This is a genomic window from Paenibacillus sp. XP01 (assembly GCF_057364885.1).
Genome location: NZ_CP139481.1, coordinates 4,496,434 through 4,519,231 on the forward strand (window position 1 = coordinate 4,496,434; position 22,798 = coordinate 4,519,231).

General features: G+C 52.8%; 25 protein-coding genes. All 25 read right to left on the minus strand.

Translation table 11 applies throughout. From position 1 onward, the window contains the following. Window positions 1–14 precede the first annotated feature (14 nt). Window positions 15–560: a QcrA and Rieske domain-containing protein gene (locus SNR34_RS20140; RefSeq protein ID WP_236419751.1), complete on the minus strand. Its 546-nt coding sequence runs from the start codon at window positions 558–560 to the stop codon at window positions 15–17. Window positions 561–753: 193 nt separating this feature from the next. Then, entirely contained in the window at window positions 754–1,161 is a 408-nt protein-coding gene (locus SNR34_RS20145) for a DUF2487 family protein (RefSeq protein WP_486180051.1), read from the minus strand. Window positions 1,162–1,405: 244 nt separating this feature from the next. After that, a complete protein-coding gene (locus SNR34_RS20150) occupies window positions 1,406–1,585 on the minus strand; it encodes an IDEAL domain-containing protein (protein ID WP_236419755.1) in 180 nt (59 codons plus the stop codon). Between the two features lie 23 nt (window positions 1,586–1,608). Continuing rightward, window positions 1,609–2,115: a gamma carbonic anhydrase family protein gene (locus SNR34_RS20155; RefSeq protein ID WP_339273227.1), complete on the minus strand. Its 507-nt coding sequence runs from the start codon at window positions 2,113–2,115 to the stop codon at window positions 1,609–1,611. Between the two features lie 44 nt (window positions 2,116–2,159). Next, the gene (locus SNR34_RS20160) at window positions 2,160–3,278 is read right to left on the minus strand and encodes a hypothetical protein (protein ID WP_236419759.1); all 1,119 of its coding nucleotides are present in this window, start codon (window positions 3,276–3,278) and stop codon (window positions 2,160–2,162) included. A gap of 221 nt (window positions 3,279–3,499) precedes the next feature. Continuing rightward, window positions 3,500–4,099 (minus strand): histidine phosphatase family protein, encoded by a 600-nt coding sequence (locus SNR34_RS20165; RefSeq protein ID WP_486180052.1) that lies wholly within the window; start codon window positions 4,097–4,099, stop codon window positions 3,500–3,502. A 23-nt stretch (window positions 4,100–4,122) separates the two neighbouring features. Next, window positions 4,123–4,773: an anti-sigma factor family protein gene (locus tag SNR34_RS20170; protein WP_486180053.1), complete on the minus strand. Its 651-nt coding sequence runs from the start codon at window positions 4,771–4,773 to the stop codon at window positions 4,123–4,125. Beyond that, on the minus strand, window positions 4,770–5,363 hold the full coding sequence (locus tag SNR34_RS20175; RefSeq protein WP_236419765.1) for an RNA polymerase sigma factor: 594 nt from the start codon (window positions 5,361–5,363) through the stop codon (window positions 4,770–4,772). The genes SNR34_RS20170 and SNR34_RS20175 overlap by 4 nt, the downstream gene beginning before the upstream one ends. Before the next feature lie 561 nt (window positions 5,364–5,924). Then, window positions 5,925–7,019, minus strand: coding sequence for a prephenate dehydrogenase (locus SNR34_RS20180; protein ID WP_236419767.1), 1,095 nt, complete (start codon window positions 7,017–7,019; stop codon window positions 5,925–5,927). A 23-nt stretch (window positions 7,020–7,042) separates the two neighbouring features. Further along, on the minus strand, window positions 7,043–8,143 hold the full coding sequence (hisC, locus tag SNR34_RS20185; RefSeq protein ID WP_486180054.1) for a histidinol-phosphate transaminase: 1,101 nt from the start codon (window positions 8,141–8,143) through the stop codon (window positions 7,043–7,045). 81 nt (window positions 8,144–8,224) lie between these two features. After that, entirely contained in the window at window positions 8,225–9,031 is an 807-nt protein-coding gene (gene trpA / locus SNR34_RS20190; RefSeq protein WP_236419771.1) for a tryptophan synthase subunit alpha, read from the minus strand. After that, window positions 9,028–10,227, minus strand: coding sequence for a tryptophan synthase subunit beta (trpB, locus tag SNR34_RS20195; protein WP_486180055.1), 1,200 nt, complete (start codon window positions 10,225–10,227; stop codon window positions 9,028–9,030). Before trpB ends, trpA begins: the two co-directional genes overlap by 4 nt. Next, the gene (locus SNR34_RS20200) at window positions 10,224–10,850 is read right to left on the minus strand and encodes a phosphoribosylanthranilate isomerase (RefSeq protein WP_236420099.1); all 627 of its coding nucleotides are present in this window, start codon (window positions 10,848–10,850) and stop codon (window positions 10,224–10,226) included. The genes trpB and SNR34_RS20200 overlap by 4 nt, the downstream gene beginning before the upstream one ends. Before the next feature lie 107 nt (window positions 10,851–10,957). After that, window positions 10,958–11,749 carry an indole-3-glycerol phosphate synthase TrpC gene (gene trpC, locus SNR34_RS20205; protein ID WP_343260954.1) on the minus strand — a complete coding sequence of 264 codons (792 nt, stop codon included), beginning with the start codon at window positions 11,747–11,749 and terminating at the stop codon, window positions 10,958–10,960. After that, window positions 11,739–12,812 carry an anthranilate phosphoribosyltransferase gene (gene trpD, locus SNR34_RS20210; RefSeq protein WP_486182494.1) on the minus strand — a complete coding sequence of 358 codons (1,074 nt, stop codon included), beginning with the start codon at window positions 12,810–12,812 and terminating at the stop codon, window positions 11,739–11,741. Before trpD ends, trpC begins: the two co-directional genes overlap by 11 nt. Before the next feature lie 34 nt (window positions 12,813–12,846). After that, the gene (gene trpE / locus SNR34_RS20215; RefSeq protein WP_343260955.1) at window positions 12,847–14,415 is read right to left on the minus strand and encodes an anthranilate synthase component I; all 1,569 of its coding nucleotides are present in this window, start codon (window positions 14,413–14,415) and stop codon (window positions 12,847–12,849) included. Window positions 14,416–14,939: 524 nt separating this feature from the next. Next, window positions 14,940–15,317 carry a chorismate mutase gene (aroH, locus tag SNR34_RS20220; RefSeq protein WP_236419779.1) on the minus strand — a complete coding sequence of 126 codons (378 nt, stop codon included), beginning with the start codon at window positions 15,315–15,317 and terminating at the stop codon, window positions 14,940–14,942. Between the two features lie 5 nt (window positions 15,318–15,322). After that, complete coding sequence (gene aroB, locus SNR34_RS20225) at window positions 15,323–16,417, minus strand: 3-dehydroquinate synthase (RefSeq protein ID WP_486180056.1); 1,095 nt, start codon at window positions 16,415–16,417, stop codon at window positions 15,323–15,325. A gap of 1 nt (window position 16,418) precedes the next feature. Then, window positions 16,419–17,588 carry a chorismate synthase gene (aroC, locus tag SNR34_RS20230; RefSeq protein ID WP_486180057.1) on the minus strand — a complete coding sequence of 390 codons (1,170 nt, stop codon included), beginning with the start codon at window positions 17,586–17,588 and terminating at the stop codon, window positions 16,419–16,421. A gap of 243 nt (window positions 17,589–17,831) precedes the next feature. Further along, on the minus strand, window positions 17,832–18,623 hold the full coding sequence (locus tag SNR34_RS20235; protein WP_236419785.1) for a CheR family methyltransferase: 792 nt from the start codon (window positions 18,621–18,623) through the stop codon (window positions 17,832–17,834). A gap of 24 nt (window positions 18,624–18,647) precedes the next feature. Next, a complete protein-coding gene (gene ndk, locus SNR34_RS20240) occupies window positions 18,648–19,091 on the minus strand; it encodes a nucleoside-diphosphate kinase (protein ID WP_236419787.1) in 444 nt (147 codons plus the stop codon). Between the two features lie 167 nt (window positions 19,092–19,258). Then, on the minus strand, window positions 19,259–20,233 hold the full coding sequence (locus SNR34_RS20245) for a polyprenyl synthetase family protein (RefSeq protein ID WP_486180058.1): 975 nt from the start codon (window positions 20,231–20,233) through the stop codon (window positions 19,259–19,261). Window positions 20,234–20,581: 348 nt separating this feature from the next. Next, on the minus strand, window positions 20,582–21,199 hold the full coding sequence (locus tag SNR34_RS20250; protein ID WP_236419791.1) for a UbiX family flavin prenyltransferase: 618 nt from the start codon (window positions 21,197–21,199) through the stop codon (window positions 20,582–20,584). Beyond that, window positions 21,200–22,066 carry a UbiA-like polyprenyltransferase gene (locus SNR34_RS20255; protein ID WP_236419793.1) on the minus strand — a complete coding sequence of 289 codons (867 nt, stop codon included), beginning with the start codon at window positions 22,064–22,066 and terminating at the stop codon, window positions 21,200–21,202. A gap of 1 nt (window position 22,067) precedes the next feature. Continuing rightward, window positions 22,068–22,787, minus strand: coding sequence for a demethylmenaquinone methyltransferase (locus SNR34_RS20260; RefSeq protein ID WP_236419795.1), 720 nt, complete (start codon window positions 22,785–22,787; stop codon window positions 22,068–22,070). Between the last annotated feature and the right edge of the window lie 11 nt (window positions 22,788–22,798).

A 22,798-nucleotide genomic window follows, 5' to 3' on the forward strand; every position in this document is an offset into this window, starting at 1 on the left:
CGCTTTCACGCCTCCTATTTCACCCGGGTATTCGGAATGATCTCGCCGAGATACACCCAGCCCTGCTCTTCTCTGACGACGTATTCGTCCAACGGTTTCGGGGCAACGGCCAGATTCTTTCCTTCCTTGTCATAGTGCGCGCCATGGCAGGGGCAATGGTACTCGTCGGGATAATTTTTGTCGCTGTTCCATCCGACGGTGCAGCCCAGATGCTTGCAAATCGGCGAGAGCGCATAAATTTTGCCTTGCTCATCCTTACGGATCCAGGCTACCAACGAGGCATTGCTCAAATACCAGCCATCCTGCTGCTTTAATTCAAACGTAAATTCCTGAGGTTCGTTCGTGATCTTGCTGATTTCTGCCACTTTGACGGACGTTCCTTCTCCCTTGTGCTGCAAAATCGGATCCACCGCAAAACGGACCATGGGAAGAATGGCGCCAGCGGCCATGTAGGCCGTGGCTCCTCCAAGCGTGTAGGTCAAAAACTGCCTGCGCGACATTTCCTTTCGGCTTGGCGGTTTGTCCATGGCTTCGTGCTGGTCATCATGCTCGCTGCTCATAATGTCTCCAACCCCCTTTTTCAGCCAAGTTTCGCATACGTTTTCATTTTCATAAATTCCATGACTTACTAGAACATACATAATCATATAGTAGCCCTAGAACACCGTCAAGAATTTGTCACACATTTTTAAGGTAGTGTTGTAAGCGTTATTATAAAATTGTTGATAATTTGTCACATTTGTCACCAGAAATTCACTTTCTCCACAACTCACGAATTTTTTCGCCGATATATGTACTTAGCGCCTGCTCTCCAGCCTCCCGAACACCTTCAGAACGGCAAAGAACAAGATCTGCAGCGGGAATCTGTTTCGGGTTCAACTCGCCGTCGGCAGACATGATCACCACGAATTTGAATCCGGAAGCCTTCAATTGTTCAGCAAGCAAGTTCAAATTCCTTGACATTTCCGGAAACGTGTAATGAACAGCCGGATACGTCATGATTCGACCTTTGAAAGGAATTTCAACCAAATCCAGAAAATCTCTGAGCCGTTCCAATGCTTCGGTTGCCTCCGCCGGGGAACTCCCTCCAGACAACGCCGTGTAAGGAATCAGGCAAGTGTCCATGTATAACTGCAGTTCAGCCCAGCTATCCTTTGACATTTCACTGAATTTCATTTCCCGAAGACTCCTTTCCATCCATTTTATTTCCATATTATACCTGAACACTGGATATATTCATAGCGCTTTTCTATCGTTCACTTCATCCTTATACAAGTCAGTCTATATAGGCCTTAAAACCAGGCACCTAGAATTTCATATAAAAAGAGAATGCGCCAGTTGCGCATTCTCTTTTTATAGATTGTGGTTACTTTACAACACTAGATATTTTTTTACTTTCAGCTCTTCAGTTTATGGCCTTCAGTTCATCCGTCAGATTCCGGAAAGCTACCTTGTCTCCTGTAGCCAACGCCTTGTCGATTTCCATATACAGCTTTTCACTGCGCTGTTTGCGCAGCGCTTCGTCCCATACCATCTCAGCAGCCAGCCCCAACATGACTTCATACGTAGCTTTCATTTTATCCAATAGGATGCACCTCCAAAACGGTTTTAAGAGCTCCTATATTCCCTTCCTTTGGAAACGTATCCACTTGAAGTTCGGGACATCCGTTCCAAATCGGCGTCCGTCAATTCGCGCACAACTTTTGCCGGCGTTCCCAAAGCAAGGGTATAGGGCGGAATTTTTGCATTTTCAGTAACAACAGAACCGGCCCCGATCAGCGTGTATTCGCCAATTTCGGCTCCATTGAGAAGAATGGCGCCCATGCCGACCAGTGAACCTGTTCCAATATGGCAGCCGTGCACGATGGCCGAATGCCCTACGGAAACGTCATCCCCCATGATCAGCGGCTGCCCCGTATTCACATGACCGACCGCATTATCCTGAATGTTGCAGCGCTCGCCTATGATGATGGGCGCCAAATCGGCACGCAGCACTGCGTTGAACCAGACGGTCGAGCCCTCACCCATTCGCAAATCCCCGATGAGTTTGGCTCCTTCAGCAAAGTATACCGAGGGATGCAATATCGGGCTTAACCCTTTGTACGGAATTATCATTCATATCACTCCTTAATTTGGGAGTGATTGTAGCAAGTGATCCCTCACTTGTCAAACACAACTGGCGCCTGATGGCCCGATAGCGCCCGGCAGGATGCGGCAAGACGCGAACCCCATGCCGTCATTTGCATCGTGCGCAAGCCGGAGTGCTCCCCGATGCGCAGCATACCCAAGTGCAGCATCATTTTGGTGATCCGCTGATCGAATATGGCTTCCGGCGTATCGTAATAAAAAGGCTGGATCAAGGGGCCGATCTGATGAAACAGCGAGCTCGAGGTTGACCATTCTCGCGCGCATTCCCCGATCCAGTACACCACGGAAGCCAAATTGGGAATGGCCCCTTTATAGAGTCTTAACCAAAATCGGAACATCTGGACCATCTCGCTGCCGTTTTCGGTAACCAGCTTGTCCTCACCTTCCGACGTCAACTCCAGCCCATCCCTGTTTTCCCGGATAAGCCGATGGTGGTAGGCATAGTCGTAAATGAAAGCAAAACGGTCCGGGTAATCCTTGAATGAACGCCCGTATCCGAATCTCCATCCCGCTTTTCCCACCAATGTCTCCCGGATGTGCAGATGTTCCATGATTTGCATCTGGGAACGGCGATACATCATGCCTTCGGCATTCAATGCGATGTCATGCCTCGATACGTATTGCAAAAACAGCTTGAGGTCCTCGGCAAGCAGATGATGCTCGTCCCTGTACATGGCGGGTTCATCCGTTGTTTCGATCCCCTCTTTCAAATGGGCTGCCAGCACGTCTCGAAATCTCGCCTTCAAATCCTGCGGAACCTGATACAGGTATTTGGTTTGTTGGGTGGTTCCGTTAAACAACCATCCGCTTTTGCTGAACCGCACGATCAGGTCACGGGGACTCATGCCGGCATCGCCCTCCTGTTTCTCGAGCGATTGCCGGGCAATCGCAATGAGCTCCTCCATACCGAAATATTGGCGCGAATCAAACAGCAGCAGGTTTAAGAAACGTCGATTGGGCCAGTCCAGTTCGGAAACCTGCTTTTCAAAAAAAGGCCTGTTGCCCAATGTAGTGAGAATGCTCTGGATGAGTTCATGTTTGGAATTGGGCTTGCATTTGCAGTTGTAATAATCCGCGATTCGGTTAAGCTGGCCGATATCGGCAAACGTTAGCATATCCGCTAGATTCATGGGTCCATCGCCTCGCCGTTGACTACTGTCGGCTGATTCGGGGCCTGTAGTAGTTTGGTTTTGTAAACATCGTTGACGGAATTTCCATGATCTAAACCTGCAGTCGGCAAATCTTTCATTCTTTTTTACTATTCTATGCTCAGATTTGGTTGCTCAGAAGAATATGGACCTCCCGATCCCATGCTGAAGTGAAAAAGACACAAAAAAACAACCTGAATGGGTTAGTCAGGTTGTTTTACGGTATCCAATGTCAAATGACGTGTGCAATTGTACAGCAGCGGCGTCCAATCGTGCTTCTCTTTCTCAAGAATGGTCAAAGACAAGTTGCCGATTCGTTCCGAGTATCGATCCTTGAACAAAGCGGCCAACAAATTGGCAAGCAGGGCACCGTGTGTTACGATCAGGATGTTTTTGTGCGGATGGGCACACCAGAGATCCTCCAAAAATGCAACTGCCCGCAGCTGAATATCGGCAACCTTCTCTTGTCCAAGATCCAGCGTCTCCCAGTCGGTACCCCAGCGGGAAACACGTTCTTCGGACGTAAGGCCCTCGATCTGGCCAAACCCTCTCTCTTTCAGGCGTGCATCCGGCTCAAGCATCGGCACATGGAGCATCCCGGACAAAATTTCACCCGTCTCCTGCGCGCGGGACAAGCCGCTTGTAATGATGTAATCCCATTGCTGTTCCTCTGCAAGCAGACGGCTCCCCAGCCGTTCTGCCTGCCTTTTGCCTTCGGCATTCAGGGGAATGTCCGTCTGTCCCTGAATGCGTCCTGCGGCATTCCAATCGGTAAGACCGTGACGAATCAGTCCAATCCGCATTTCATCCCTCATTTCTCCATTCGTTAGACAGCCGTCGTCTCGGGACCGGAACGCTGCTTCCGTTTGGTCGTCGTCCGATGCATGCGCCCAAGCGAGAACAACGCCATTCCAATGGCAAGCAAGGATAGCCCCATCCAATATTGAGGATAGGCAGGCCCCATGCTTACGACCAGTGGTTCGACAATGCTACCCCGGTCCATACCGGACAGGCTGTACTGATACATCACGGATGAAGACGAATCTCCGCCCGCTACAGCCGTTTCCAGAATGCCCGTAGTGAGCACGCTTGGCTTCTCGGCTTCCGTTACATCCGGCTTAAACATGGCCATGTACAAAAAGCTGCACAGGAAAATGGCCATAAACGCGGCAATCCACAAAGACATGTGCTTTCGAAGTGCGGCAGAGAACCGGTTGACTTTCACCTCTTCAGGCAGCAGCCATGGAGACTCCGCATATATCCGGTCCATCACGTTGCGGTTGACTCGTTCCGCTTGCTGCTCCGTAACCGGCTCAGGTATGCTGTGCAACAATATCCGGGCTTCTTCCCAGACTTCGAACTGCTGCGAACATTCCTTGCATCCGGCTAAATGGGCATCGAACGCTAGCCGCTGAGGATGATTTTCCGGCAAATCCCAGATATAAGCAAACAGCTCCTGGGCTTCATCGCAATTCATCGGTTTTTCATCCCTTCATATGGCTCGTACACCGGTTCGAAGAAATAAGGCTCCAATTGGGATTTCACGCTGGATCTCGCTCTGAACAACAGCGATTTCACGGAGCTGACGCTTTGTCCGAGAATGCTGGCGATTTCCTGATAGTCCAACTGATCATACTCACGAAGTATGATGGCCGAACGCTGCTTCTCAGGCAAATTGTTTATGGCATCTCTCACCAGCGTTACCCGTTCACTTCGCAACACGGCGTGCTCCGGCGCATTCTCCGAAGGAGCAACCGGAACTACCCCGCTCTCTTCGAGCGGCACGTTGCCGCTGCGCTGTTTGCGAAGCTCGCTTAGCACCGTGTTGCGCGCGATGGTGTACAACCAAGTAGAGAAAGATGCATCCACCTCGCGAAACGAGTGCAGGCTGCGAAACGCCTTATAAAATGTCTCAGAGCACAGATCCTCTGCAAGCAGCTCCATATTGGAACTCTTCAACATATGATATACAAAAGCCAGTATTTTACGCTGATAACGGCGCATCAGCTCGGAATATAACTCCAGGTTACCTTCCTTGATTTCACGAATCAACTGGGAATCCGTCATTTGAGTGCGACCCCTCCTCGCCCATCCATGTGCTTCTCCCCGTTCGACTCTACTCATTATTACCGAACAGGCACAAAAAAGTTGCGGTATTCACCGCATGGAATATGCAAACCATGCCGAAGCATGGTCATTCGTCAATTTCCCCTATGTAATGGTAATTTCCCCAACGTTTCTACATAACAGTACATATTGTACAACGGTCTGCAGCACTCTGGCAAATCCAGTGCTATCCAGTGAAGTCCGACCTGACATTTATATGCGGCCATTTTGGCGACCATAACCGCGATTTGCTCGGTTTTTGTTTCACACATTATTTAATGACGTAACATACCTGCTAAAAGGTTGCACATTTGCGAAATTTATTTTCTAAAAACAAAAAAAAGACCGCTTACATAAGCGGCCATTGCTCATTCCGAGCAATACAGTTATTGGATAGGAGTGGAGAGAAACCATACTGTACTTTTATTATATGTATCCGTTTTCATTTTGTCAACCCTTCGAGAAAAATTTGTTAAACTTCATTAAAACTTACAAAAGAAAAGAGGACCCGCAGGCCCTCTTTTAGATCCATACCTGATATCCAAGCGAATCCAGCAGTGTCCGGGCACGCTCCATCTCCTCTTCCTGACGGAAAGAGAGGCGCATAATACCCGGTACGTCCACCCGGTTCTCGATGATTTCCATGTTGCTCAAGTTAATGTCATGCTTCCCGAGTTCAGTCGCGATTTTGCCGATCGCTCCGGGAGCATCCTGTACATCCGTATACAGATCGAACAACGGGGAAATCATGCCCTTTCGCCGTTCTGGCAGCACGCTGCGGAATTCTCGCGCCTCCCGGAATGCCTGCTCGATACGTTCGCCGTTATGCTCCTCCAGCATTTTGGTGAACGCCGCAATCTGGCCATTCCAATCCTTGAGCAGTCCAAGGAGCACATCCCGATTGCTGAGCAGAATATCGCGCCACACGATGGCATCGCTGGAGGCAATGCGCGTAATGTCCCGGAATCCGCCTGCTGCAAGCATTTTGTATAACGGATTCGATTCATTATACTCACGCACCTGATTCACCAGCGCAACGGCAATCACATGCGGCAGATGGCTGATGGCTCCTACGATGTCGTCATGAAGCAGCGGCTCCACGCGGACGATCTGCGCCCTTGTGTATGCCAACAGCTCGGACAACCGCCCGTACGCCTCCTCGGGCACATGTGCCGAAGGGGTAAGGACATAGTAGGCGTTCTCGAAAAGCACGGCAGAAGCCGCATCGACGCCCGCACGTTCCGACCCTGCCATCGGATGTCCGCCTATGAAGTAGGCGTCCTTCAAACGAAGATGCTCGGCGCAAGCCACAATGGAAGCCTTCGTGCTGCCAACATCGGTGATGATGCACCCTTTTTTCAACGGAAGGGCCGCAAGCTGCTTGAAATACGATTCCAGCAAACCTACAGGCACGCACAGGAAAATAAAGTCGGCATCCTTCACCGCGTCTTCCAAGGAGAGCGTGGCATCATCCACCACGCCGCTGGCTATGTACTTCTCCTTAAGCTCCGGCAAGTGGGCGTAGCCCACCACCGTCACGTCCGGCTTCCCCTTAAAGCAGAGTGCCAACGAACCTCCGATGAGTCCTACGCCGATCATTGCAATTTTACGTGTCATGGTTCCTCGCTATCCGCAGCCCGCTAAGGGCGAGCTACCGCTTTCTCCGCGAGGGTATTCTCGAGCGCCGCCACGAAAGCCCGGTTTTGTTCGGGCGTCCCGACAGATACACGAATGTAAGTAGGGTACAAGCGGAAGCCCGGTCGAACGATAATGCCTTGTTTAAGCAGGGATTGGAACGCTTCCTGGGCAGGCATGTCAAGATTCACCATAATAAAGTTCCCTTGCGACGGGAAATACGGCAAACCCAGCCGCGTAAACTCTCCTTGCAAAAAGTCGCGCTCCGTCTGGTTGAGCGCAGAGCACTCCTGCACGAAAGCTTGGTCAGCCAAGGCGGCTGTTGCCGCGGCTTGACCGAAACGGGACGTATTGAACGGCTCCCGCACACGGTTGATCATGTCAATGACCTCAGGACGTCCCACCCCGTATCCGATGCGCAGGGAAGCGAGGCCGTAAATTTTGGAAAATGTACGCAAAATGACGAGATTCGGATAACGTTCCAGCATCGGGATGGACTGCGGATAAGCTTCATCCTTGACAAATTCGTAGTACGCCTCATCCAGCACGACCATGACATGGGCAGGCACCCGGTTCAGGAAGGAAGTCAGTTCCGCATCGGTAACGATCGTACCTGTCGGGTTGTTGGGGTTGCATACCCAGACCACTTTGGTTTTATCATTGATTTTGGCGAGCATGGCTTCGAGATCATGCTTTCCATCCACAAGCGGCACTTCGATGCTTACCGCACCCTCGATGTCAGCATTGCTTTTGTATACGGAAAACGTCTGGTCTGCCATAATCGTTTCGTCGCCTGGGAGGAAAAATGCCCGGGCGATCAATGCGATGATTTCGTCCGAACCGCAGCCAAAAATCAAATGGTTGCTCGCAACGCCGAGATGTTTGGCGAGCGTGCTCGCCAACTCCGCCGAGCTGCCATCCGGGTAAATGCTAATGTTTGCAAATTCATTCTTAATCGCTTCAATCGCGGCAGGTGAACTGCCGTACGGATTTTCGTTGGAAGCGAGCTTGATGACTTTTTCGAGCCCCAGCTCACGCTTCACTTCTTCAACCGGTTTGCCTGGTTGGTATACAGGCAGATTGACAATCTGGGATTTCGGTTTCAATCCGACCGCCTCCTTCATGTTGTGCTTATAAACAGGAACGGCATGCCGAAGCATGCGCCACTAGAATCCCCTAGTCTCCTACTACCCTTTTAATTGTGCCACAAAGTTGCGGATTTGCAACAGACCTTCCTCGCGCGTCTCGGCCTGCTTCAGCAAAGGAATGGCCTCCTCGACTTTGCGTACGATGGCGCTGCCCACGACAACCCCGTCGCAGATGCGGGAAAAACGCGCAACTTGTTCGTGGCTCGAAATGCCGAAGCCTACGGCGACGGGAATGTCCGTGTAGCTTTTGACGGTCGAAATGAAGCTCTCGATTCCGTCGAAGAAGGATGCCCGTTCCCCTGTAACGCCAAGGGAAGATACGCAATAGATAAATCCGCGAGCGCCGGACACGATGCGTTCGATCCGTGCGTTCGATGTCGGAGCGACGAGCGGAACGAGGTGGATGCCCGCGGCTTCCGATCTCCGGCGCATATCCTCGGATTCCTCGATCGGCAGATCGGGAATGATCAGACCGCTGATTCCGTTATCGACCAATAGCTCGAAAAAAGCATCCAGCCCGGTTTGCAGTACCGGATTATAGTAGGTGAACAGCACGAATGGCATTTTGACGCCTTCTTCGCGTGCTCTCGCTGCGGTTTCAATGCAGGTGCGAATCGAAATTTGGCTCTGAAGCGCACGTTCCGATGCACGCTGGATGACAGGGCCATCGGCAAGCGGATCGGAGTAAGGCACGCCAAGTTCCAAAATATCGGCGCCTGCCCTTTCGAGCTCCTTGATAATGGCAACCGTAGTATCCAGATCAGGATCCCCTACGGTCAGGAACGGAATCAGTGCGGTGCGTTTCTGCTCCTTCAGCTGTTGGAAGGTCTGGTCCATCAAGTTCATGCCAATTTACCTCCCGTATACTTCATGATCGATTCGACGTCTTTGTCTCCACGCCCCGAGAGGCAGATCACGACGAGATCGTCCGCCGTCAATTCGGGCGCAAGCTTGATCACCTGGGCAATGGCATGCGAGGATTCCAACGCCGGAATGATGCCTTCCGTGCGGCAAAGCAATTGCAGGGCATCCAGCGCCTCCTGATCCGTGATGGGAACGTACTGTGCCCGCTCGGCATCCTTCAAATACGCATGCTCGGGGCCGACGCCCGGATAGTCCAGCCCTGCCGAAATCGAATGCGCCGGCTGCACCTGGCCGTACTCGTCTTGGAGCAAATAACTCATGGAGCCCTGGAATACGCCATGCGTACCCTTGGTCATGGTCGCGGCATGGAACTCGGTCTCCACGCCTTTGCCGGCAGCTTCCACGCCCACCAGCTTCACATTTTTGTCGTTAATGAACGGATAGAACATGCCGATGGCATTGCTGCCTCCGCCGACGGCGGCAACGATGACGTCCGGCAGCCGTCCTTCCAGCTCCTGAATCTGGCGACGCGTTTCGTCGCCGATGACACGCTGGAAGTTGCGAACCATCATCGGATACGGATGAGGCCCGACGACCGAACCGAGAACGTAAAACGTATCCTCCACGTTGCTGACCCAGTAACGCAGCGCTTCGTTGCCCGCGTCCTTCAGCGTTCGGGTACCCGATGTCACCGGGATGACCTCCGCACCGAGCAATCGCATGCGGAATACGTTCAGCTGCTGCCGCTGCGTGTCTTCCTCGCCCATAAACACCTTACATTCAAGGCCGAGCAAAGCGGCAACCGTAGCCGTTGCTACGCCGTGTTGTCCTGCGCCCGTTTCGGCGATGACTTTCTTTTTGCCCATCCGTTTGGCCAGCAATCCCTGTCCAAGGGCATTGTTGATTTTGTGCGCGCCCGTATGGTTCAGGTCCTCGCGTTTGAGGTAAATTTTCGGTCCGCCCAGATGGCGAGTCAGCTGATCCGCAAAATACAAGGGGGTTTCCCGTCCGGAGTACTCGCTGAGCAAATAGTTCAGCTCCTTGTTGAACTCCTCGTCCTTCGAGAAGCGCTCGTAGGCTTCTTCGAGCTCAATCAGCGCGTTCATGAGCGTCTCAGGCACGAAGCGGCCTCCAAAAAGGCCGAAACGCCCGTTGTGATCTGGTAATGTATGTGTCATGCCTGCTTCACCCTTTCTACAAATGCTGTTATTTTTGCTATGTCCTTCACGCCGCCCGTCTCCACGCCGCTGGATACGTCAACCCCATCCGGTTGATAGGTCCGAATCAGGTCCTCTACGTTATCCGGCTGCAGTCCGCCCGCAACAAACCATTTGACGCCATGTTCCTTGCACCAGTCGGCATAAGCAGGGATTCGTTCCCAAGCAAAGGTTTTGCCCGATCCCCCGCCATACATAGGGTCATGGGTATCCAATAAAACAGCGTCCACTGTTCCTTCGTATGGGGTCAAGGCGCGTACCGCCGAATCGTTCTCATCATCGCCTGAGCCATCTTTCGGAAACGAAAACACCTTGAAAACCTCCGCTGCCCAGCGCTGCTTTACTTGGCGGCAAAATTCCGGCGTTTCCTGCCCATGCAGTTGAATGACGTCAAGGGGCGCCACATTCATAATATGTTCCAGCTCTTCCAGCGCAGGGTTTACAAATACCCCCGCCAATCCGGGTCGTTTCCCGGCCTTCCAGTCCATCAAAACTTCGCGTAAATCAGCTGCCCGTTCCGGTTCAATGCGGCGGCGGGATTTGGCAAAGACAACACCAATGTAATCCACAGGCAAGTTTATCATTGATTTTAGCACTTCAACGTCCTGAAGTCCACAAATTTTTGCCGCCGTCGAAGCCTGCTGCTGCCCAATTCCTTCACGGCTCCCTGCTTCGCCTTGTATGTTTTCGGTCATGCTTTTGGACCCATAAGCTCGTATACCGCAGCTTCCACATCATCCTTGCGCATCAGATGCTCCCCGACCAAAATGCCGCTTACGCCGGCCGATTCCAGCGCCTCCAATCGATGAGGACCGTCAATGCCGCTTTCGCTGATCAGCGTAACACGCTCGGGAATCAAATCCATCAATCGAAGAGTTGTGTCCAGGCTCGTTTCAAACGTCTTGAGATTGCGGTTGTTAATGCCTACCAGGGTCGCCTCGGGTAAACTTAACACTTGTTCCAGTTCCGCACGGTCATGGACCTCGATCAGCACATCCAGCCCGATGCTCCGGGCAAAGCCAAGATATTGCTCCATCTGCTGTGGCGTCAATATACTGGCGATCAGGAGAACGGCGTCTGCGCCAAGCAGCCTTGCTTCAGCGATTTGCCGCTCGTCAATGATGAAATCCTTGCGCAGGAGCGGAAGGTTCACTGCATCCCGAATGGCCTGAAGGTACTCCCCGCTGCCCTGGAAATAAGAAACGTCCGTCAGTACGGAAATGCAATCCGCACCAGCCCGTTCATATGCCATCGCGATGTCCACCGGATGGAAATCCGGACGAATGAGTCCTTTGGAAGGCGATGCCTTCTTCACCTCCGCGATCAATCCCAGCTTGCGATGACGCCCTTTCGACAGCGCATGCTCGAATCCGCGCGTGGGCGGCAGCTTTTCGATCTGTTTCAGCGCTTCCTCCATGCGGAACGTTTTTCCTAGTTCTTCCACTTCCTGTTGTTTGGTAACTACGATGCGATCAAGATACATGACTGTACGCCTCCGTTGTGTGAATTAATTGATTCAGCTTCTCCGCAGCCCTGCCGGAATCGACGGCCGTCGCTGCCATAACGACGCCATCCGCAATCGAATCCGCAAAGCCTGATACGTAAATGCACGCTCCCGCGTTCAGCAAAACGACATCCCGGTAGGCGCTCCGTTCGCCTTGGAAGATCCGTTTAATGATTTCGGCATTCTGCACCGCATCTCCCCCTAGAACCGCATCCAACTTGTGCAGGGGCAGTCCCATATCCCGTGGGTCGATGTCGTATGTTCTTACTTCGCCGCCCCGCAGCTCGGATACCTGCGTCGGCGCCGAAATGCTGATTTCGTCCAGCCCGTCATGACTGGCAACAACCAACGCACGCTTCAGACCCAGACGATTCAGTACCTCGGCGATCATCGGCGTGCGGCTCCGGTCGTAGAGACCGAGCAATTGGCGATCCGCTCCCGCCGGGTTCGTAAGCGGTCCAAGCATGTTGAAGATCGTCCTTACGCCGAGTTCCTTCCGAGGCCCTGCCGCATGTTTCATGGACGGATGGTAAACCTGGGCAAAACAGAAGCAGATGCCGATATCGTCAAGGCACTGGCGCGCCTGCTCTCCATTCAGGTGAATATTGACGCCAAGCGCCTCCAGTACGTCCGCGCTGCCTGCCCGGCCCGAAGCGGAGCGGTTGCCATGTTTGGCGACGCGTACGTTAACGGCTGAAGCGATGATCGCAGAGGCGGTGGAAATGTTGAATTTGTGAATGCCCGAACCGCCCGTTCCGCACGTATCCAGCAAGTTGCTGCCATTGGTGAGGATGCGTCCGCCCTGTCCGCGCATCGCTTCGGCGAAGCCCGTAATTTCGTCCACCGTTTCCCCTTTCATGCGCAATGCCATCAGCAGCCCGCCAATCTGAGCAGGAGTAGCTTCACCGCCCATGATCGAAGTCATCAGATCGCGCGCCTCCGCTTGCTCCAGATGTCGACCCTCCAAAATTTTGGTCAGCCCTTGCTTCATTCCTTCCGCAGTTGCGCCGGGCGCAACGCTGCTTTTCGAGTCATCGTTCATCACCGGATTCATGTTCATGTCGGTCTCTCCTCTCTCAGTTCGGCATCGCTGCCGGAGTTACGAAATAGTCCGCGTTTGCCATATTGGCGTTGCCCAGTCTGTTCTTGGCGGGGAACATCGCTTCCGCCGTCCGAATCGCCGTGAGCAGGGCTTTGGCCTTGTTCACCGTCTCCTGGTACTCGTTCTCAGGCACGGAATCCCATACAATGCCGGCTCCGGCCTGCACGTAGGCTTTCCCTTTTTTGAAAATGATCGTCCGGATGGTGATGCAGGCATCCATATTGCCCGAGAAGCCTAGATAGCCGATCGCTCCGGCATAGGCTCCCCGAGCCTCTTTTTCCAGTTCTGCAATGATCTCCATCGCCCGCAGCTTGGGCGCGCCGGATACCGTTCCGGCCGGGAGGCAAGAGAGGAAGGCATCGAAGAAATCCTTGTCGTCCCGCAGTTCGCCTGCCACGTTGGACACCATATGCATGACGTGGGAGTACCGCTCAATCTCCATGAACATGTCGCATTTCACGCTGCCGAATTTGGAAACCCGCCCGATGTCGTTCCGTCCCAAATCCACCAGCATCAGATGCTCCGCACGCTCCTTCTCGTCTTGCAGCAAATCGGCCGCCAAAGCACGATCCTCGGCTTCCGTGGCCCCTCTGGGACGGGTACCGGCGATCGGCCGCGTCTCCACGCGCGTTCCGTCTACCTTTACGAGCGCTTCCGGGGAAGTGCCCACGATGATCTCGTCATCCATTTTCAAATAATACATGTACGGTGACGGGTTCAACGTCCGAAGCACGCGGTACACATGCAAAGGAGATACGTCGGTATCGATGTGGAAACGCTGCGACAGTACAACCTGGAAAATATCCCCTGCCCGAATGTACTCCTTGGCCCGATCCACATTCGCCATGAACTGTTCTTTCGTGACATTGGATTGAATATCACCGAGCTCCACATGACCCGGAATGGAACGTGGATTAAGATTTTCGCCCGGTCCTTGCTGCTGCAGCCGCTCTGCGGCCAACTCCAGCTTCTCCGACGTGCGAGCATACGCTTCGCGGATCTCTTCGTCGGTCGCCCCATCTTTCACATGTACGTTTCCTACCAGCAGCATCTGCTGCTTCACATGGTCGAACACTACGATCTGGTCGCAAAACATAAAACGAATGTCGTCCATATTCAGGTCATCCAGCGCATGCGCCGGAAGCTTCTCGTAATACTGAAGCAGGTCGTAGCCGAAAAATCCGATAGCCCCGCCCGTGAACGGCGGCAGCTCATCGCTTTTGGGGCTGCGATACTTCCGCAGTAACGCCTTGAGCTCTTCTACCGGCTTGCCCGGCAGCTCCCGCGTCCGGCCAGCCTCTTCCACCACGATACGGCCTTTTTTCGCCGAAATCATCAGGAACGGATCCGTGCCGATGAAGGAATATCTCGCCCATTGGATCCCACCCTCTACACTTTCCAGCAGGAATGCCCGGTCGTTGTCAGCAAATCTGCGGAAAATCCGAATCGGGGTCTCCATGTCTGCCAAAATCCGTTTGACGACCGGAATCAGATTATATTCATTCGACATTTTCAGCACTTGGTTCACGTTTGGCGTTATCATCAGATCACGTCCTTTCAAATTTGGGTGGCGAGGCGGTACGGTTAAAATAACAACAAAAAAGCCTCTACCATCTGGTAGAGACTTCGTTTATCTGCTGAATTTGATTAGGTGGCATTCCATTCGTGAACAGATCCCTATACGTACTGCAGCTGCAAAATAAGATACACAGGTCATGGGAAGAACGATACATCATTCCATCGTGTTCTACGGAATCCAGACGCCAGCTTCGTGATCCGTCAATCCTTACAATCCGACCCTCGATCCCAAAATTAGAAAAAGGTGTGCGGATTGTACAGACGAAAATGGTCCGAAATTGAACGCATCGTCCAAACACGCTTCTATCCCTGCTCTGTCTCATCTTGCAACCAGACGTACCGCGAATCAATTAACCGGATCCTTCCCCGGTAATCACCCGCTGGACTCTGCTGCATGCTCCACTATCTCAACTAATCTCAGCTCAAACTCATACTCTACTCAACTGTTTATCACTATACAGGAATGCGGAAGATTTGACAACCGCAATCTTACGAATTGGATGGTGCAACCAGATCGGGGCGCAAAGCCTGCGCGCCGTTCAGGTACACATGATTGATTTCATGCTGTGCCTTTTCCGTATTTACATGCACCATAAAGCGAATGCATTGCGGCAAAGCACCGGCAACCGGCACCTCCAAAGCGCACATCAGCGGCACAAGCTCCCAGCCTTCCAGTTGCCGAATCGCTTTGGCCGGGAATGCTGCATCCAAATCACCGGTCATCGTGATCCACACGCTGCAAATATCCTCCGGCACAATACCGTTGCGATCCACGATTTCGCGCAGCAATACCGCTGTTTCGCGCAAAATCTCTTCTTCGTTGTTTTGCGTGACTGTCGTAGCTCCGCGGACTCCACGTGTTACCATTGGCTTTACACTCCTTTCTTGAGCAATTCAATAACGTCCCGAACCATGGCTACGGGAACGTCTTTCTCGATTCTTGCCGATCCGATGCGATCAGGTATGATAAAGACCATATGGCCTTCACGGAACTTCTTGTCATGCATCATCGCATCCATTAAGGCATCCGTGTCCAAATGTTCCGGCATCGTCACCGGAAGACGCAATGCGCGCAGCATGCGGGTCGTTTCCTCATGCAGCCCCGCCGGCGCACCCAGCTTCTCGCCCAGCAGCGCCGATCCCGCCATGCCGATCGAGATGGCCTCGCCATGCAAAAACTCGCCGTATCCGGCAATGGCTTCGATGGCATGGCCGATCGTATGCCCCAGGTTCAACAGGGCACGCTCTCCGTTCTCCCGCTCGTCCTTGGATACGATTTCGGCTTTGATCGCACAGCCGCGTTCAAGGCCATAACCGAGTGCTTCCGCGTCAAGCGCGAGCAGCTTCTCCGCATTCTCCTCGCACCAGTGCGCAAAGGCTTCGTCGCGAATGAGCCCATGTTTAAGCATTTCGGACAATCCGGCCGAAACGTCCCTCGGAGGCAGCGTCTGAAGTGTGTCCACATCGTACAAGACCAGTTCAGGTTGATGGAACGCGCCGATCATGTTTTTGGCTAGCGGATGGTTCACCGCCACCTTGCCGCCAACGCTGCTGTCATGCGCCAGAATCGTGGTCGGCACTTGGACGAACTTGACGCCGCGCATATATGTAGCGGCTACAAATCCGGCCAAATCACCCACAACGCCGCCGCCGAGGGCAATGATCGCCGAGCTGCGGTCCAGGTTGCCTTCGATGGCTGCCGTCATCATATCTTGATAGACGGCCAGTGATTTGGACGTTTCGCCGGAAGGAACCACGGCTGAAACAACCGTAAATCCGGCGTCCTGGAGTACCTGTTCCAGTGCAGGCAGGTATCGTGGCCCTACTTTGTCATCAGTAATGATCAGCAGCGGGCTCTTTTTGGTCAGACCGTACTGTTCGAAGAAACGCGGCGCCTGTCCGAGCAACCCGCTGCCGATCAGGATCGGGTAAGAACGCTCGCCGAGCTGAACTGTTAGCTGGCGCATCTTAGTAGCTCTCCAATTGTGCCTTGTAGCTCTCGTAATTCGAGCGGATCTCTTCCATGGAATCCCCGCCGAACTTCTCAAGGAACGCTTTGGCGATCTCCCATGCCACGACATGCTCCATCACCACGCTGGCTGCAGGAACGGCACAAGCGTCCGAACGCTCGACTTGAGCGGTGAAAGCTTCTTTCGTATCGATATCCACGCTTTGCAGCGGTTTGTACAGCGTCGGGATCGGCTTCATCACGCCGCGAACGACAACCGGCATGCCGTTGGTCATACCGCCCTCGAATCCGCCAAGACGGTTCGTCGCGCGGTGGTACCCGCGTTCCTCGCTGTAGAGGATTTCGTCATGGACTTGCGAACCGCGGATCGTGCCTGCTTCAAAACCGATGCCGATTTCCACACCTTTGAATGCGTTGATCGACATAACGCCTTGGGCAATGCGTGCATCCAGCTTGCGATCATACTGCACGTGGCTGCCCAATCCAACAGGAACACCTTCCACGATGCATTCCACGATGCCGCCGATGGAGTCGCCTTCTTTTTTGATCAAGTCGATGTACTCTTCCATCTTCTTCTCGGTTTCTTTGTCGGTCACTCGTACGGAAGAAGCCTCCGTAATTTCGATCAACTCGTCGATCGGCAGATCCTGGTATGGCGCTTCGATCTCGCCGATGCGCAGTACGCGGCCTGCCACCTTGATGCCGAATTCGGCCAAGAACTGGCGTGCCAACGCGCCGCAGGCGACGCGTACCGTCGTTTCGCGCGCGCTGGAGCGCTCCAGCACGTTGCGCAGATCTTTCAGGTTATATTTCAAACCGCCGTTCAGGTCGGCATGGCCCGGACGAGGACGGTGCACCCGGCGTTTTTCTTCGTCACTGCCCTCGACCGGCTCGATGTTCATAATGTTCTGCCAATGCTTCCAGTCGTTGTTCTGCACCACGAGCGCAACCGGAGCTCCCGTCGTATATCCGTGGCGCACTCCGCCGACAAAGTTCGCCTGATCTTTTTCAATCTGCATCCGGCGTCCGCGTCCATACCCTTTTTGGCGACGGTGCAGCTGGAAATTCAGCTCTTCGAAATCAATATGCAAATTGCTTGGCAATCCTTCGATAATGGCGGTCAATTGGGGTCCGTGCGTTTCCCCTGCGGTTAAATAGCGTAAACTCATTTTACGTTCCCCCTTTAAACTGTTAAACTGCGCATTGCTAAAATCCCATAATTTCTTTGCTCATTATAGTATAGCTGACCGGCTTTGACAAGAAAGTCCGCCTTTTCGCTGCATGTAAAGACAACATTCCGGCCGATTCGCGCCCGGTCGCTGCATCCAAGGAAATTCAGGCAACGGCTTATGTGCAAATAACCGCCCGGGCACATCGCAATGTGCAACCGAACGGTTAACCGTTGGCGAATCCTATTTTTTGCGATAAAAGAACGTTTCTGCCGTTTCCAAACCGTATTGTCCCGGGGAAAAAATTTGCTCCGTACTGCCTACGAAAAGAATGCCTCCTGGCCGCAGGCTGGCTGCGAACTTATGGTACAGCAAGTTTTTCGCTTCCTCGGTAAAATAGATCATGACATTCCGGCACACGATCAAATCGTACCCTTCATCGAAACGGTCCGTCAGCAGATTCTGCTTCATGAACTTGACGGAGCTTTTCAGCTTGTCGTCGATTCGATACATTAAGCCATCCTGACGGAAATATCGGCTTGCCACGTCTTGGGGCACATCCTTGAGCGAACGCTCCATGTACCGACCTTCCTTGGCTTTGGCCAATGCGCCTTCATCGAGGTCGCTTGCCGTGATGGAGCTGTCCTTCAACACGCCCAGAATGTCCAAAATCATCGCAAGGGTATAGGGCTCCTCTCCAGTGGAGCAAGCGGCACTCCACACTTTGGCACGCCTTTTGGACCCGATCAGGTCAGGCAGGATGTCGTCCCGCAGCACTTCCCAGCGGTTGGGGTTGCGCCAAAACTCCGAAACGTTGATGGTCATGCGATCCAAAAACTCATAAAAAAGTGCCTTGTCCTTCTGCATGGCGTCGAAAAATAACGCAAACGTATTAAACCCGTTTTTGTTGCGAAGCGTGGTCAGCCTTCTTTTCATCTGGCCTTCCTTGTATTGAGCAAGATCAATGCCTGTGCTCTCTTTGATTTTCCGGATAAATCCGGCGTAATCCTGATCCAATTGTTCCTGCTCCAGCATCGTATCACCCTTCTGGCTAAAAAATTACAACCAGGCAGCGATGCTCTTGTCGTACGCTACCAATTCCTCTGGTGCAAAGAAGTTCGCTGCTTCACGTTCGGCACTCTCCGGAGAGTCCGCCCCGTGAATCAGATTATGCGGCGTGTGGCTGGCAAAATCCCCACGAATGGTCCCCGGGGCAGCTTCCTTCACATTGGTTTTGCCAATGACGATGCGCGCCAGGGACACGATGTCGTCCCCTTCCCAAACCATCGCAAAGACGGGGCCGGAAGTAATAAAACGGACGAGCTCATCGAAAAACGGCTTTCCTTCATGCTCCGCATAATGACGCTTGGCCTGCTCCTCGGTCATCTGCACCAATTTGCCTGCCACCATTTTAAACCCTTTGTCCTCCAGGCGGCTAACGATACGTCCGATCAAACCACGCTGCACGCCATCCGGTTTCACCATCAAAAATGTACGATCCACGGGATCACTCCTCACTCACGGCTCATAATTATTACCAAATATGTAGACGCAATCTTCTTGATTGTAACATAGATGTCCAATTCCTCCCAATGAGAAACATCACATCCGAGTACATTTTTTGCGCCAGTAGTCGCCAAGAGGCAGGCCCGTAACGGTTCAATGGAAAATTAATGAGTGCGTTTGACGACGAAATGCGCAATGTCGCGCAAATTTTTGCTGGTTTTGATCTTTGGCAGCTGATCCAGAGCATCGAGCGCTTTCTTCATATATCGGTCAGCCAGTGCTTCGGCTTTAGCGATTCCTTGACTTTCGCGAATCATTCCAATCGCGTCCGATGCGCTTGCGCGCCCTTCTTCCTGTCTAACGCGCGAAATCTCTGCTAGCAGCGGCTCTCGCAAACGCTCTTCCTCCAAGGCATACAGGACCGGCAGCGTAATGTTGCCCTGCTTCATGTCGCTGCCTGGCGGTTTGCCCAATTGTTTTTCCGTTCCCACCAGGTCGAGCACGTCATCCTGAATCTGAAAGGCCATGCCCACATTGTATCCGTAAGTATAGAGCAGCGAGGACACTTGTTTAGGCGCGCGGGTAGCAAGCGCCCCAAGCTGACAGCTGACCGCGATCAGCAGTGCTGTTTTGCGACGGATGCGCAGCAAGTAATTGCGTACGCTTTGCCCGGTGTTGAAAAAGTCGCGGATCTGTTCCATTTCGCCGATGGACATCTGCACCATGGCCTTGGCCAGAATACGATGAATTGCCGGATCGGACAGCCCGGCCGTCAATTGCAATGCTTTACCGTAGATATAATCGCCGGTATACATGGCAATCCGGTTATCCCATTTTGATTTCACGGTTGGTTTACCGCGGCGCGTCTCCGCATTGTCAATCACATCATCATGCACCAATGAAGCGGAGTGGATCAATTCCAGCGGAACCGCAATCAATTTCAAGCGTTCAATGTCGTATGTACCATACTTGCCGCCAAGCAGCACAAACACGGGACGCAAACGTTTCCCACCCGCTTTAAGCAAATGAAGGGATGTTTCGCTTAACAGCTGCTGATCTCCTTCAACGCTGCGGTACAGTTCTTTTTCAATGTAATCCATATCCTTCTTCAGCAACCCGAAAATATCCAGTAGTTTCATTCGTTCACCCGTGTCAGCGTATTGTCAGTCCCTAATTCCATGCTACCTTCCCTTCCAGCAGGTCGATGGGCAGACGACTTCAATGATCATCCGCCCGCCCTTCCTGCTTATGCTCATCCATGTTCGATCACGCCATTTCCCGCCGTCTGGCCGACACCGGGAATTAAACTCTGCGACGATTTCTGAAACAAAAATTATACAGAAGCTGCCGGAGCATGGGTCAAGGCTGACTAAATACACTATACGCTGCTCAACTTTCACCCATACCCCGGAAAATCCGGGATTAAAACAGAATCGACCTCACGCTGCAAGAGCATATCGCCCATGCAAAAAAAGGATATCTCCGGTTTAATCCCTTGAATCCGGTTCTCCCCATCTCCGGAACAACTGGTGTGGAATACGCAAGCTGTCCAACACCTTGCCCACCAGAAACATGATCAAGTCGTCCATCGTTTGGGGTTTGTAATAAAAAGCCGGCATGGCCGGAATCATACGCACGCCAAGGCGCGAAAGCTTGAGCATGTTTTCCAGATGGATCGCATGCAGCGGCGTCTCGCGCGGCACCAGAATGAGCGGCCTTCCTTCTTTCATCATGACATCCGCAGCGCGGGCCATCAGGTTATCGGAGGCGCCTTGCGCGATGGAAGAGAGCGTCCCCATGGAACACGGCATGACAATCATGCCGTCCGCCAGAAAAGAGCCGCTCGCAATCGAAGCTCCTATATCGCTTACCGGATGGTAGATCAGGGAACCGGAGCGGCCCCCAAACTTTTCGTCCAGGATCCGCTCGCGATTCGTTACTTCCCAATCCAGCTCTTCTTTTAGTACGCGCCAGCCGGCGTTGGAGATCACCAGATGCACCTCGTAGTCCAGATCAAGCAGCGTTTCGATCAGCCTGATGCCGTAGATGCTGCCGCTGGCTCCCGTAATTCCGACAACAAGCCGTTTGTTGTCCAGTTGGAACATTTATTTCACCGCCAGGTCGATCAAGGTAAACGTAAATACCACAATGCTCAGCACGCTGTTCATCGTAAAGAATGCGGTCTGAACCCGGCTCATGTCGTTCGGCGACACAATGTAGTGCTCATAGAACAAGATGCCATAAGTAATCAGCATGCCTGCGCCATACCACCAGCTCAGATCGGTCATCAGAAGCAGCGCCAAAAATCCGACGGCGGTAATCACATGGAAAAACTTCGCGATCTGCAAAGATTTGTGCAGTCCGAAGCGCGAGGGAATGGAATGAAGTCCCTCGTCTTGGTCAAACTCAAGATCCTGGCACGCATAAATGATATCGAAACCTGCCGTCCAGAACACGATGGTGACATAGAACACGATGGCCGTCCAGTCCATGGTACCGGTCACGGCTACCCATCCGCCCAGCGGCGCCAGTCCGATCGTCATGCCCAGCACAACATGGCACAACCACGTGAAGCGTTTGGTATAGGAATAAATGACGAGCATAAATACCGCGATTGGCAGCAGCTTCATCGAAAGCACGTTCAGGTTATATGAAGCCCAGAACAGCAAAATAAACGATACGATAACGAAAATGATGACTTCTCCGTTTTTCAACAACCCCGCGGGGATGGCACGCATCGCCGTCCGCGGATTTTTGCCGTCGATCACCTGGTCGATCATGCGGTTAAGCCCGAAAGCGGCGCTTCTGGCACCGACCATCGCCAGCAGCACCCACATGATTTCGAGCCAGCTTGGAAACGTGTTGTTGACCACCATCGAGCCAAGGATGGCTCCCATGAAGGCAAATGGCAATGCAAAGAGCGTATGCTCGATTTTGATCATTTCTAAAAAGATGCGAATTTTCCTAAACATGCTAATTCTCCTTGGTCCCAATATGCAGTGCCGCGATGCCTCCGGTCAGGGGGTAGGCCTGCACTTTCTTTAATCCGGTTTCTTCGAAAATGTGCGCCAGTTCCTTTCTTCCCGGAAATAGCGCCAACGAATCCGGCAGCCATTTGTATTGTTCGTAACGCTTGGCAAACAACTTGGCAAGTCTCGGCAGCACCTGTTCGAAATAAAAATAATAAATGCCCTTGAACGGCTGCCAGGTCGGCTTCGACAATTCAAGGCACACAACCATGCCGCCCGGTTTCGCGACGCGCTTCATCTCCGACAGCACCTGTCTCAGGTCCGGCACGTTGCGCAGCCCGAAACCGATGGTGACATAATCGAACGAATTATCTTCGAAGGGGAGCGACATGGCGTTTCCTTGCACAAGCGTGATCTGATTCTGACGATTTGCGGCGTTCACTTTTCCCTGCCCGACCTGAAGCATGTTGTTGCTGAAATCCAGGCCGTGCATGTGCCCCGTTTCACTTGCCTCCGCCATGGCAAGGGTCCAGTCGCAAGTACCGCAACAAAGGTCCAGGCCGGTATCCCCTTTTGACATGTTCATTTTTTTCATCGTGAACTTGCGCCAGGCCTTGTGCCTGCGAAAACTCAAAATGTCGTTCATGATGTCGTATTTCCCGGCGATGCTCTCGAATACCGAATGGACGAATTCCTCTTTCGGTTTTGTCTCTGCGTTACCCATTCGTCTCCCCC

Bases quoted from the DNA above. Each gene is read 5' to 3' on its own strand.
- SNR34_RS20140 (WP_236419751.1), bottom strand. From the start codon at position 560: ATGAGCAGCGAGCATGATGACCAGCACGAAGCCATGGACAAACCGCCA.
- SNR34_RS20145 (WP_486180051.1), bottom strand. From the start codon at position 1,161: ATGTCAAAGGATAGCTGGGCTGAACTGCAGTTATACATGGACACTTGC.
- SNR34_RS20155 (WP_339273227.1), bottom strand. From the start codon at position 2,115: ATGATAATTCCGTACAAAGGGTTAAGCCCGATATTGCATCCCTCGGTA.
- SNR34_RS20160 (WP_236419759.1), bottom strand. From the start codon at position 3,278: ATGAATCTAGCGGATATGCTAACGTTTGCCGATATCGGCCAGCTTAAC.
- SNR34_RS20165 (WP_486180052.1), bottom strand. From the start codon at position 4,099: ATGCGGATTGGACTGATTCGTCACGGTCTTACCGATTGGAATGCCGCA.
- SNR34_RS20170 (WP_486180053.1), bottom strand. From the start codon at position 4,773: ATGAATTGCGATGAAGCCCAGGAGCTGTTTGCTTATATCTGGGATTTG.
- SNR34_RS20175 (WP_236419765.1), bottom strand. From the start codon at position 5,363: ATGACGGATTCCCAGTTGATTCGTGAAATCAAGGAAGGTAACCTGGAG.
- SNR34_RS20180 (WP_236419767.1), bottom strand. From the start codon at position 7,019: ATGACACGTAAAATTGCAATGATCGGCGTAGGACTCATCGGAGGTTCG.
- trpA (WP_236419771.1), bottom strand. From the start codon at position 9,031: ATGAACTTGATGGACCAGACCTTCCAACAGCTGAAGGAGCAGAAACGC.
- trpB (WP_486180055.1), bottom strand. From the start codon at position 10,227: ATGACACATACATTACCAGATCACAACGGGCGTTTCGGCCTTTTTGGA.
- SNR34_RS20200 (WP_236420099.1), bottom strand. From the start codon at position 10,850: ATGATAAACTTGCCTGTGGATTACATTGGTGTTGTCTTTGCCAAATCC.
- trpC (WP_343260954.1), bottom strand. From the start codon at position 11,749: ATGTATCTTGATCGCATCGTAGTTACCAAACAACAGGAAGTGGAAGAA.
- trpD (WP_486182494.1), bottom strand. From the start codon at position 12,812: ATGAACGATGACTCGAAAAGCAGCGTTGCGCCCGGCGCAACTGCGGAA.
- trpE (WP_343260955.1), bottom strand. From the start codon at position 14,415: ATGATAACGCCAAACGTGAACCAAGTGCTGAAAATGTCGAATGAATAT.
- aroH (WP_236419779.1), bottom strand. From the start codon at position 15,317: ATGGTAACACGTGGAGTCCGCGGAGCTACGACAGTCACGCAAAACAAC.
- aroB (WP_486180056.1), bottom strand. From the start codon at position 16,417: ATGCGCCAGCTAACAGTTCAGCTCGGCGAGCGTTCTTACCCGATCCTG.
- aroC (WP_486180057.1), bottom strand. From the start codon at position 17,588: ATGAGTTTACGCTATTTAACCGCAGGGGAAACGCACGGACCCCAATTG.
- SNR34_RS20235 (WP_236419785.1), bottom strand. From the start codon at position 18,623: ATGCTGGAGCAGGAACAATTGGATCAGGATTACGCCGGATTTATCCGG.
- SNR34_RS20245 (WP_486180058.1), bottom strand. From the start codon at position 20,233: ATGAAACTACTGGATATTTTCGGGTTGCTGAAGAAGGATATGGATTAC.
- SNR34_RS20250 (WP_236419791.1), bottom strand. From the start codon at position 21,199: ATGTTCCAACTGGACAACAAACGGCTTGTTGTCGGAATTACGGGAGCC.
- SNR34_RS20255 (WP_236419793.1), bottom strand. From the start codon at position 22,066: ATGTTTAGGAAAATTCGCATCTTTTTAGAAATGATCAAAATCGAGCAT.
- SNR34_RS20260 (WP_236419795.1), bottom strand. From the start codon at position 22,787: ATGGGTAACGCAGAGACAAAACCGAAAGAGGAATTCGTCCATTCGGTA.